The organism is Microbacterium sp. K35, from assembly GCF_004794375.1.
Taxonomy (GTDB): Bacteria; Actinomycetota; Actinomycetes; order Actinomycetales; family Microbacteriaceae; genus Microbacterium; species Microbacterium sufflavum.
The window spans coordinates 1-10,509 of sequence record NZ_SSDM01000257.1 but is presented as its reverse complement, the minus strand read 5'-3'; the positions used below and the strand labels follow the sequence as shown (position 1 = coordinate 10,509).

10 protein-coding genes are annotated in these 10,509 nt (G+C 71.8%); 8 read left to right on the top strand and 2 right to left on the bottom strand.

All coding sequences use genetic code 11. The features are described from left to right. From DW299_RS09780 to DW299_RS09750, 7 genes are all read left to right on the top strand, one after another. The coding region (locus tag DW299_RS09780) for a Gfo/Idh/MocA family protein (RefSeq protein WP_136036475.1) at window positions 1-809 on the top strand (809 nt) is incomplete at its 5' end. Next, a complete protein-coding gene (locus tag DW299_RS09775; RefSeq protein WP_136036474.1) occupies window positions 806-2,326 on the top strand; it encodes a sugar ABC transporter ATP-binding protein in 1,521 nt (506 codons plus the stop codon). The genes DW299_RS09780 and DW299_RS09775, both read left to right, overlap by 4 nt. After that, window positions 2,323-3,423: an ABC transporter permease gene (locus DW299_RS09770; protein ID WP_136031092.1), complete on the top strand. Its 1,101-nt coding sequence runs from the start codon at window positions 2,323-2,325 to the stop codon at window positions 3,421-3,423. Before DW299_RS09775 ends, DW299_RS09770 begins: the two co-directional genes overlap by 4 nt. Continuing rightward, window positions 3,420-4,490 (top strand): ABC transporter permease, encoded by a 1,071-nt coding sequence (locus tag DW299_RS09765; protein WP_240745371.1) that lies wholly within the window; start codon window positions 3,420-3,422, stop codon window positions 4,488-4,490. The genes DW299_RS09770 and DW299_RS09765 overlap by 4 nt, the downstream gene beginning before the upstream one ends. A gap of 14 nt (window positions 4,491-4,504) precedes the next feature. Further along, window positions 4,505-5,701 (top strand): substrate-binding domain-containing protein, encoded by a 1,197-nt coding sequence (locus DW299_RS09760; RefSeq protein WP_372490612.1) that lies wholly within the window; start codon window positions 4,505-4,507, stop codon window positions 5,699-5,701. Between the two features lie 77 nt (window positions 5,702-5,778). After that, on the top strand, window positions 5,779-6,630 hold the full coding sequence (locus DW299_RS09755) for a sugar phosphate isomerase/epimerase family protein (protein WP_136036473.1): 852 nt from the start codon (window positions 5,779-5,781) through the stop codon (window positions 6,628-6,630). A gap of 57 nt (window positions 6,631-6,687) precedes the next feature. After that, on the top strand, window positions 6,688-7,695 hold the full coding sequence (locus tag DW299_RS09750; protein ID WP_136036472.1) for a sugar phosphate isomerase/epimerase family protein: 1,008 nt from the start codon (window positions 6,688-6,690) through the stop codon (window positions 7,693-7,695). Between the two features lie 96 nt (window positions 7,696-7,791). Here DW299_RS09750 and DW299_RS09745 read toward each other — a convergent pair whose 3' ends face one another. Together DW299_RS09745 and DW299_RS09740 are read right to left on the bottom strand one after the other, a co-directional pair. Further along, a complete protein-coding gene (locus DW299_RS09745; RefSeq protein ID WP_136031082.1) occupies window positions 7,792-8,754 on the bottom strand; it encodes an NYN domain-containing protein in 963 nt (320 codons plus the stop codon). After that, a complete protein-coding gene (locus DW299_RS09740) occupies window positions 8,747-9,742 on the bottom strand; it encodes a Gfo/Idh/MocA family protein (RefSeq protein WP_136036471.1) in 996 nt (331 codons plus the stop codon). The genes DW299_RS09745 and DW299_RS09740 overlap by 8 nt, the downstream gene beginning before the upstream one ends. Before the next feature lie 104 nt (window positions 9,743-9,846). Here DW299_RS09740 and DW299_RS09735 point away from each other — a divergent pair. Further along, window positions 9,847-10,509: LLM class flavin-dependent oxidoreductase (locus tag DW299_RS09735; protein ID WP_136036470.1), on the top strand; the 663-nt coding region annotated here is incomplete at its 3' end.

The window sequence follows — 10,509 nt, the reverse complement described above, 5'->3', positions numbered from 1 at the left end:
TCTGCGAGAAGCCGCTCGCGACCACCGCGGACGATGCCCGCGAGCTCGCGGAGGCGGCCGCCGCGGCCGGCCTCATCGGCGCCGTCCCCTTCATCTACCGCTACCACCCCATGGTGCGCGAGGCCAGGGCCCGCATCGCCAGGGGAGAGGCGGGAGACCTGCTCACCCTCGACTGCTCCTACCTCCAGGACTGGATGCTGCTGCCCGGCGACGACGACTGGCGCGTGAGGTCTGAGGCAGGCGGCGCCTCGCGCGCCTTCGCCGACATCGGCTCGCACCTGTGCGACCTGATCGAGTTCGTCACGGGAGAGCGCATCCGTGCCCTCAGCGCCCGCAGCCGCCGCGTCTACGCGGAGCGCGGCGGGCACGCCGTCGACACCGAGGACCTCGTCGCCGTGCTCGTCGAGACCGGCTCCGGCGCGCTCGGCACGCTGCTCATCTCGCAGATGGCACCGGGGCGGAAGAACGCCCTCACCCTGGAGCTGCACGGCTCGCGGCAGAGCCTGCGCTTCGAGCAGGAGCGCCCGGAGGAGCTCTGGGTCGGGATGCGCGAGGAGTCCCGGCTGCTGCTGCGCGACCCCGCGACCGCCGGCGCCGATGCGGCCCGGCTGCAGCGGGTGCCAGCGGGGCATGCGATGGGCTACCAGGACGCGTTCAACGGCTTCGTCGCCGACGTGTACGCCGCGATCGGCGGGGCCCGACCGGACGGACTCCCGACCTTCGCCGACGGACACCGCTCCGCCGTGCTCACCGAAGCCGTGCTCGACTCGGCGGCGCACGACGGCCGATGGGTGGAGGTGACGGCATGACCGCCACGACGACGCAGCCCGTGCTCGCGGCGCGCGGCATCCGCAAGTCGTTCTTCGGCGTGGAGGTGCTGCACGGCGTCGACCTGGACGTGCGACCGGGTGAGGTGCACGGCCTCGTGGGCGAGAACGGTGCGGGAAAGTCCACGCTCATGAAGATCATCGCCGGAGTGCAGCCCGCCGACGAGGGCACCCTGACGTACCTCGGCGAAGAGGTGCACCACGCGCACCCGCGGCAGGCCATGGACGCGGGCATCGTGACCGTGTTCCAGGAATTCACGCTCCTGCCCGAGCGCACGGTCGCGCAGAACGTGTACCTCGGACGCGAGCCGCGCCGGGCGGGCTTCGTGGACGTGCGCGGCATGAACGCGAAGACGAGCGCACTGCTCGACGACCTCGGAGTGTCGTTCATCGACCCGCAGGCCCGCGTCGGCTCGCTCACCGTGGCCGAGCAGCAGATCGTCGAGATCGTGAAGGCCCTGTCGTTCGACGCCCGGGTCATCTCGATGGACGAGCCGACGGCGGCGCTCAGCGACCGCGAGGTCGAGCTGCTGTACGCCATCATCCGCCGGCTCACCTCGCGCGGGGTCGCGGTGCTCTACGTGTCGCACCGGCTCAAGGAGATCTTCGACCTCTGCGACCGCATCACCATCCTCAAGGACGGCGCCCTCGTGTCCACCGACGACACCGCGGCGCTCACGACCGACGAGCTCGTGCGGCGCATGGTCGGCCGCTCCATCCAGTCGTACTTCCCCGACGCGCTCGAGGGCACCGCGGTGGGGGAGCCGCGGCTCGAGCTCGACGGCTGCGGCAACGCCTACGTGGACGGGGTGTCGCTCACGCTGCGCGCCGGCGAGATCGTCGGCGTCGCCGGGCTCCAGGGCTCTGGACGCACGGAGCTCGTGGAGGGCGTGTTCGGCATCCAGGCGTTCACGCGTGGCACGATGCGCATCGACGGCGCCCCCGTGCGCATCACCGGCCCCCGGGCGGCCGTCCGTGCGGGGCTCGCGCTCGTGTCGGAGGACCGCAAGGCGCAGGGCCTCGCGCTCAGCCAGTCGGTGCTCGACAACGCCCTGCTGGTCGTGCGCAGCGTGTTCGCCGGGCGCACGGCCGCGTCGCGCCGCGAGGTGCCCGGCGTGCTCAGCGCGCTGGAGGTGTCGTCGCGCGGGCTCGACCAGGAGGTGCGGTACCTCTCCGGCGGCAACCAGCAGAAGGTCGTGCTCGCGAAGTGGCTGCTCACCGGACCGCAGATCGTGCTGTTCGACGAGCCGACACGCGGCATCGACGTGGGCGCGAAGTACGCGGTGTACGAGCTGATGCGCCAGCTCGCGGCGCAGGGCACGGCCGTGCTGATGGTCTCGAGCGAGCTGCCGGAGGTGATCGGCATGAGCGACCGCATCCTGGTGATGCACGACGGGGAGCTGGTCGCCGAGCTGCCCGCGGGCTCCGCGGAGCACGAGATCCTCGCCGCGGCGACCGGTGCGGATGCGCGCCCCTCGACCGAGGGAGGCCAGCGATGACCACCGCCACCCGCCCCCGGCTGCGCATCGACTCCACCGTGATCGTGCTCGGCATCCTCGTGCTGACCCTCGTGGTCGGGGCGATCCTCGTCGCGACCGTCGGCCGCAACTTCCTCAGCCCCGGCAACATCCGCGACGTGCTGACCGGCATGAGCGTGCTCGGACTGGTCGCGATCGGGCAGACGCTCGTGGTGCTCGGGGCGTCGCTCGACCTCTCCGTCACCTACGTCATCAGCCTATCGAGCCTGCTCGCGGCCACCCTGATGAACGGCAACCCCGGCAACATCCCGGTCGCCGTGGCCGTCACGCTGCTGGTGTGCGCGGGCATCGGGCTGCTCAACGGCGTGATCGTGACGGTGCTCAAGGTGAACGGCTTCATCGCCACGCTCGGCGTGGGGCTGATCCTCCAGGGCATCCTCAACACGAACTTCGAGGGCTCGGCGGGCAACGTCCCCTGGGCGTTCCAGCTGATCGGCGCCACCGGCGTCGGGCCCGTCCCGGTGTCGACGATCATCATGATCGTGCTCGCCGTGGTGGTCTGGGTGCTGCTGAACCGCACCCGCACCGGCGCGCACCTGTACGCCGTCGGCGGCGACCCGGAGATCGCACGGCTCAGCGGCGTGCGCACGCGGATGCCGCTGATCTGGGCGCACGTGCTGTGCTCCGTGTTCGCAGGGCTCGCCGGACTGCTGCTCGCGAGCCGCCTCGGCGTCGGCAGCCCGACCGTCGGGCAGCAGGGCGGCTATGCGCTGCTCTCGATCGCCGCGGTCGTGCTGGGCGGCACGCTGCTCCTCGGCGGCCGCGGCTCCATCTGGGGCACGATCGGCGGCGTCGCGATCCTCGCGGTGGTCGACAACGTGATGAGCGTGCTGCAGGTGAACCCGTTCCTGAAGGACGTGGTGCGCGGCGTGGTCATCGTCGCGGCGGTCGCGGTGTACAGCCGTCGCGCGATCGTGCGGCGTCGCCCGCGCTTCGGCGCCGGGGGCACGCGCACCGGGGGCGATGCGGCGGCCAGAGCCGCGGAGGCCGAGATGGCGGCGGCGGCGCGGGAGCTCGCGCCCAGTCCCGGCTCCACGACGGAAGGAACGCGCTCATGAAGGCCCTGCGCACCCTCGTCAGCCCGCGCGGCGCCGTGTTCCTGCTGCTGGTGGTGCTGCTCGTCGCGGTCACGATCCTCAACCCGAGCTTCGCCGAGCCGGGGCAGTTCATGCGGTTCCTGCAGCGGGTCGCACCCATCGCCATCGTCGCGATCGGGCAGTACTTCGTGATCATCGCCGGCGAGTTCGACCTGTCGCAGGGCTCGCTCATCACGGCGCAGGTCATCATCGCCGGCAACCTGGTGGGCCAGGACGACGCCCGCACCATCCCGGTGCTGCTGCTCATGGTGGTCTTCGCGGTGGCCGTCGGGCTCGTGAACGGCCTGATCACGACGCTGCTGAAGGTGCCGTCGTTCATCGTGACGCTCGGCATGATGCTCGCGCTGCTCGGCGGGGTGATGTGGTGGACAGGGGGAGCGGCCACCGGAAACCCCGCCGACAGCTTCCGCGAGATCGGACGTGGCGGCCTGCGCGACGTGCCGCTGCTGGACTTCATCCCGTGGGCGGTGCTGCTGCTGATCGTGGGGCTCGCGCTGGGCGTCGTCCTCACGAAGCGGCCGCTCGGCAAGACCCTCATCGCCATCGGCGACAACGCCAGGGCCGTGGACTACGCCGGTGCCCGCCGCGCCTGGGTCACCACGCGCGCGTTCGTGATCTCCTCGCTCTCGGCCACGCTGTCGGCCGTGCTGCTGGTCGGCTATGCGGGCGTGCACCCGTCGGTCGGCCGCGGCTACGAGTTCACCGCCATCACGGCGGTCGTGCTCGGCGGCGTCGTGCTCGGCGGTGGCCGGGGCTGGATCGTGGGCGCGGTCGCCGGGGCGTTCACGCTCGAGGCGCTGTTCATGCTCCTCAACATCGCGGGCGTGCCGTCCACGCTGCGCGACGCTGTGCAGGGCGTCATCATCATCGCTGCGGTGGCCTACTCCGCCGTCGCCTTCCGTGCCCGCCGCGCACGCGGCCCCCAACCCGCGGCGCCGGAGCCCGCGGCACCCGAACCCGCGGCGCCCGTGACCCACGGGGCCGCCACGACCTCACGCACCATCCACACAGAAACCAGAGGAGATTAGCAATGCGACGATCGATGAAGATCGCCACCGCCGGGGTGGCCCTCTTCGGCCTCATCGCGCTCGCCGGGTGCACGACCGACCCGTCCGTGGCGCCGGCGGAGTCGGAGAACCCCGAGCAGGCGGCGGAGACGACCGAGTGGTTCGACCAGGAGCTGTTCGACAAGCAGGACGAGGAGCGCGGCGTGGAACCCCAGGGTCCCGCCGACGAGCCCTACCTGCAGCACATCAACGCCGAGATGGTCGACACGTCCGAGTTCGCCAGCGCCGGGGCCAAGAAGGCCTGCTTCGCGAACGCCTCGATCTCCAACCCGTGGCGGCAGACGGGCTGGATCACCATGAACGAGCAGCTCAAGGCGCTGCAGGAGGCCGGGGCGATCAGCGAGATGGAGACGCGCGACGCGCAGGACTCCGATGACACGCAGATCGCCGACATCGACTACTTCATCTCGGAGGGGAACTGCGACGTGTTCCTCATCTCGCCGAACAGCACGGCGGCCATGACGCCCGCCGTCGACCGGGCGTGCGAGACCGGGAAGCCCGTGGTGGTGTTCGACCGCGGTGTGAACACCGACTGCCCCGTCACCTTCATCCACCCCATCGGCGGCTTCGCCTGGGGCATCGACACGGCCGAGTTCCTGATCGACAACCTGGAGGAGGGCGACAAGGTCGTGGCCCTGCGCATCCTCCCCGGCGTCGACGTGCTGGAGCACCGCTGGGCCGGTGCCGAGAAGCTGTTCGACGAGGCGGGCATCGAGGCCGTGGACTACTTCACGGGCGCCGACCCGGCGGAGATCAAGAGCATCATCAGCGACGAGCTCGCCAAGGGCGACGTCGACGGCATCTGGATGGACGCCGGTGACGGCGCCGTCGCGGCCATCGAGGCGTTCGAGGACGCCGGCGCGGACTACCCGGTCATGACCGGTGAGGACGAGATGAGCTTCCTGCGCAAGTGGAAGGACACGGGCCTCACCGGCCTCGCCCCGGTGTACTCGAACTTCCAGTGGCGCACCCCGCTGCTCGCGGCGCAGATGATCTTCGCCGGCCAGGAGGTGCCGAAGGAGTGGGTGCTGCCGCAGAAGCCCATCACCGAGGCGGAGCTGGACGACTACCTGGCGGCGAACGAGGGCATGCCCGACGGCCACTACGCCAAGTTCGGCGGGGAGAACCTCCCCGGCTACCCGACGGTGTGGCAGGAGCGGCAGATCCCGTAACCGCTTGCGCTCCCGCCCTTCCGCTCCGTGTCACCGGGGTGGGAGGGTGGGAGCGACTCCCTGATCGAAGGACAACGATGCCCCGCACGATCGCCGTCAACACCTGGGTGTGGACGTCTCCGCTCACCGACGAGACGCTGGAGCCGCTCGCGCACACCGCCGCACGGATGGGTTACGACGCCCTGGAACTGCCGCTGGAGAACCCCGGCGACTGGGACCCCGTGCGGGCGCGTGCCGTGCTGGACGGCCTCGGGATGGGCGCGGTCCTGGTCGGCGCGATGGGGCAGGGGCGGTCGCTCGTGGCACGCGCGGGCGACGTGCCGGCGACGCAGGAGTACCTGCGCGCCTGCCTCGACGCGGCCGCGATCCTCCGTTCCCCGGTCGTGGCCGGTCCGTTCTACGCGCCCACCGGAGCGACCTGGCGGATGGACGCGGGGGAGCGCACCGCGGTCGTGGCGGAGCTGCGGGAGAACCTGGCGCCCCTGGCGGACGAGGCGGCGGCCGCCGGGCTCATCCTCGCCGTCGAACCCCTCAACCGGTATGAGACGAGCGTGCTCAACACGGTCGCGCAGAGCCTCGACGCGCTCGAGCCGCTGCTGGGCGCGGGCGTGGGGCTCGCCCTCGACACGTACCACCTCAACATCGAGGAGAAGCGGCCGGCCGACGCGATCAGGGCCGCGGGATCCGCGATCGCCCACGTGCAGGTGTGCGGCAGCGACCGCGGGGCGGTGGGCGACGACCACACCGACTGGCCGGGCATCCTCGCGGCGCTCGACGACGCGGGCTACCGCGGGGTGCTCGGGCTGGAGAGCTTCACCGGCGAGAACGCGACGATCGCGGTCGCGGCGTCGGTGTGGCGCCCGCTCGCCGCGAGCCAGGACGAGCTCGCCGCGCGCAGCATCGCCCATCTGCGCGCCCTGGGTGCCTGACCCCGCGACCCCGCCCGCCCGACCCCCGTACCCCGTACCCGCGACCAAGGAGGATCCATGAGCACTCGTCCGGTCACCCTGTTCACCGGCCAGTGGGCCGACCTGCCGTTCGAGGAGGTGGCCCGGCTCGCCGCCGAGTGGGGCTACGACGGGCTGGAGGTCGCGGCATCGGGGGACCACCTCGACCTGCGCCGCGCCGACGAGGACGACGCCTACCTCGCCTCGCGCCGCGAGATCCTCGACCGACACGGCCTGCGGCTCTTCGCGATCTCGAACCACCTGGCGGGCCAGGCCGTGTGCGACGCCCCGATCGACTTTCGCCATCAGAGCATCCTGCGCCCGTACGTGTGGGGCGACGGCGAGGCCGAAGGGGTGCGGCAGCGAGCGGCCGAGGACATGACGCGCGCCGCCCGGGTCGCCCGCAAGCTCGGGGTCGACACGGTCGTGGGCTTCACCGGCTCGTCGATCTGGCCCTACGTGGCGATGTTCCCGCCCGTGCCCGCCGCCGTGATCGAGCAGGGGTTCCAAGACTTCGCCGATCGCTGGAACCCGATCCTCGACGTGTTCGACGGCGAGGGCGTGCGGTTCGCGCACGAGGTGCACCCGGGCGAGATCGCCTACGACTACTGGTCGAGCGTGCGTGCGCTCGACGCGATCGACCACCGCGAGGCGTTCGGGTTCAACTGGGACCCCTCGCACATGATGTGGCAGAACATCGACCCGGTCGGGTTCATCGTCGACTTCGCCGACCGCATCTACCACGTGGACTGCAAAGACACCCGGATGCGTCCGCACAACGGCCGGGCGGGCGTGCTCGGGTCGCACCTGCCGTGGGGCGACCCGCGGCGCGGCTGGGACTTCGTGTCGACCGGTCACGGTGACGTGCCGTGGGAGGACGCCTTCCGGGCACTCGACGCGATCGGCTACGACGGCCCGATCTCGATCGAGTGGGAGGACGCCGGCATGGACCGGCTCCACGGCGCCCCCGAAGCGCTCGGCTTCGTGCGGTCGCTGCTGTGGCCGCCGCCCGAGGCCGCGTTCGACGCCGCCTTCAGCAACCAGTAGGGGCCGGACCTCGGCCTGGATGGGCCAGGCCCCGCGCAGGCGGATGGGCCAGGCCCCGCGCAGGCGGGTGGATCAGGGCTCGCGCAGGCGGGGGGATCAGGGCTCGCGCAGGCGGACGAGGCGCTCGTGCCCCGTCTCCTCGAGCTCGGCGATGTCGTCGCGCGACTTCAGGAAGTCGGAGAACGACCGGTAGCCGAGCGCCTTCTCGCTGAAGGACGGGTCCATGCGGCGCATGTGCGTCTTGACCGCTGAGCTGTGCAGCCACTCGTCGGCATCGGCCTTGTCGTGCCCGAGGCGCAGCGCCCGCTCCAGCAGACGCGTGGCCTCGCCCTGGTCGTCGATCTTCTCCTCGACCTTGGGCTCCTCGGTCTTCGCGGCCTTGGCCTTCGCGCGCGTCTTGGGTGCCGCCTTCGGCTTGGTTGCGGTGTCCGCCGGTGGGGCCGCGAGTTCCGCCGGGGCCTCCGCGGGCGTGCGGTTCACGCTCTTCGCCGGGCGGGCGACACCGGGCAGCGAGTCGTACGACTCGAACTCGTCGCACGCGGCGGCGAGCGACTTCGCGGTGGAGCCGGCCACGCCGACCCCGATCACGTAGCGGCCGAGGCGCTTGCAGCGCTGCGCGAGCGGCACGTAGTCGCTGTCGCCCGCCACGATCACCACGTGGGTGAGGTCGGGCAGGCGGAACATGTCCTCCACCGCGTCGACCGCGAGCCGGATGTCGGCGCCGTTCTTGGCGTACGCGGCGGCCGGGAACAGCTGCACCAGGTCGACCGCACGGGCCACGAGCTGCGAGCGGTACTCGGCGTTCACGGGCGACGACCAGTCGGCGTAGGCCCTGGTGAGCACGAGGGTACCGAACGAGGCGGCGTAGTCGATGATGGCGCCGACCTCGATCATCGCCCTGTTCAACCGCTCGGCGACCTCGGGGTCGTTGGGGTTCTCGGTGATGCGCTGGCGGTCCTTGCCGTACGAGTTGCGGCCGTGGACGCGGTCGTACCAGGAGATGACGATGTTGTCGAAGTCGAGGTAGACCGCGACACGGGCGTCGGGGGTCTCAGCCACGGTGGTCCTCCTCGCCGGGGTAGCGGACGCCGATCTGGGCGCGGATCTCGTCGAGCGCCCCCATGATCGCGACGCTCTCGGCGATCGGGAGGATGTCGCCGGCGAGGTTCCCCTCGGCCACGAGACGCTCCGCCGCGATCGCCTCGAACTGCATCCCGCGCCCGGTGATGTCGGTCACGTACTCCTCCGCGACCGTGCCGTCGGCCAGCACCAGACGGAACGTGGTGGGCGCGTACCAGACGCGATCGATGTCGATGCGGGCGGCGGTGCCCACGATGCTCGCCGCGTTGGGGCCCGCGCCGCGCGAGGACGACAGGCTGGTCGACACTGCGCCGCCCTCGTGCGTCATGACCGTGGCGACCTCGGAGTCGGCGCCCGTCTCGACCAGGCGGCCCACCGCGCGGATGCTGGTGGGGGCACCCAGGATGTCCCAGATGAACGAGATCGGGTAGATGCCGAGGTCGAGCAGCGCGCCGCCGCCCAGCTCCAGCGCGTTCAGGCGGTGCGCCGGGTCGGTCGGCAGGAGCTGCGTGTGGTCGGCGCTCACGGTGCGGATCTCGCCCAGCGCCCCCTCGGCGATCAGCTCGCGGATGCGCACCATGTGCGGCAGATACCTGGTCCACATGGCCTCGGTGACCAGCAGGCCGCGCTCGGCGGCGAGCGCCTGCAGGTCGGCGGCCTCGGCCTGGTTCAGCGTGAACGCCTTCTCGACCAGCACGTGCTTGCCGTGCTCCAGGGCGAGCCGGGCGTTCTCGTGGTGCATCGGATGGGGTGTGGAGACGTAGATGATGTCGACGTCGGGATCTGCCACGAGCGCCTCGTACGAGGCGTGCGCGTGCGGGATGTCGAACCGCGCGGCGAACGCGTCGGCGGACTCCTGCGAGCGCGAGCCGACCGCGACCAGGTCGAGGCCCGCCGTGCGCAGGTCGGAAGCGAAGGCGCCGGCGATGCCGCCGGTCGCGAGGATTCCCCAACGAAGACCAGTCATCCTCTCAGCGTAGAGGGTGGGGTGGACATGTCGCCGTGTGACGTCGCGTGACCCCCGGCTTCCGCGCCGTGGTCGCCGCCGTCCCGCGCTCCTAGCGTGACGGCATGACCGAACCCCTCGTGATCGGCGCCATGGTGCGCACGCTCGGTGCCTACCCGTCCGGCTGGCGTCACCCCGGAGCACACCGCGACCCCGCACGCGACGCCGAGGTCCTGCGGCGCATCGCCGCGGCGGGCGAGGAGGCCGGGCTCGACTACCTGTTCTTCGGCGACTGGCTCGCGACGGGCCCCGACCTGGAGTTCCGCGACCCGTACCTGCTCGCGCGCATCGACCCGGTCAGCGCCGTGCTGTTCCTGGCCGGCCTCACCTCGCGCATCGGGCTCATCGCGACCGTCAACAGCACCTACGCGGATCCGTACACGACCGCGCGGTCGCTGGCGTCGCTCGACGTGCTCTCGGGCGGACGCGCCGGGGTGAACCTGGTCACCGGGGCCGAGCCGCGCGCGGCGGGCAACCACGGACGCGAGGCGCACGCCGACAACGAGACCCGCTACGACCGGGCCGAGGAGTTCGTCACGGCGCTGCGCCGGCTCTGGGACTCGTGGGACGCCGACGCCTGGATCGCCGACGCCGAACGCGGGGTGCTGATCGACGCCGACCGGCTGCGCGCCGCGAACCTGCAGGGCGCGCACGTGCGCGTGACGGGACCGCTCAACGTCGCACGGCCGCCGCAGGGGCGCATCCCGGTGGTGCACGCCGGCACGTCG

Excerpts from the sequence above, each read along its gene's own strand:
- DW299_RS09775 (WP_136036474.1), top strand. The coding sequence starts at position 806 with ATGACCGCCACGACGACGCAGCCCGTGCTCGCGGCGCGCGGCATCCGC.
- DW299_RS09770 (WP_136031092.1), top strand. The coding sequence starts at position 2,323 with ATGACCACCGCCACCCGCCCCCGGCTGCGCATCGACTCCACCGTGATC.
- DW299_RS09760 (WP_372490612.1), top strand. The coding sequence starts at position 4,505 with ATGAAGATCGCCACCGCCGGGGTGGCCCTCTTCGGCCTCATCGCGCTC.
- DW299_RS09750 (WP_136036472.1), top strand. The coding sequence starts at position 6,688 with ATGAGCACTCGTCCGGTCACCCTGTTCACCGGCCAGTGGGCCGACCTG.
- DW299_RS09765 (WP_240745371.1), top strand. The coding sequence starts at position 3,420 with ATGAAGGCCCTGCGCACCCTCGTCAGCCCGCGCGGCGCCGTGTTCCTG.
- DW299_RS09755 (WP_136036473.1), top strand. The coding sequence starts at position 5,779 with ATGCCCCGCACGATCGCCGTCAACACCTGGGTGTGGACGTCTCCGCTC.
- DW299_RS09740 (WP_136036471.1), bottom strand. The coding sequence starts at position 9,742 with ATGACTGGTCTTCGTTGGGGAATCCTCGCGACCGGCGGCATCGCCGGC.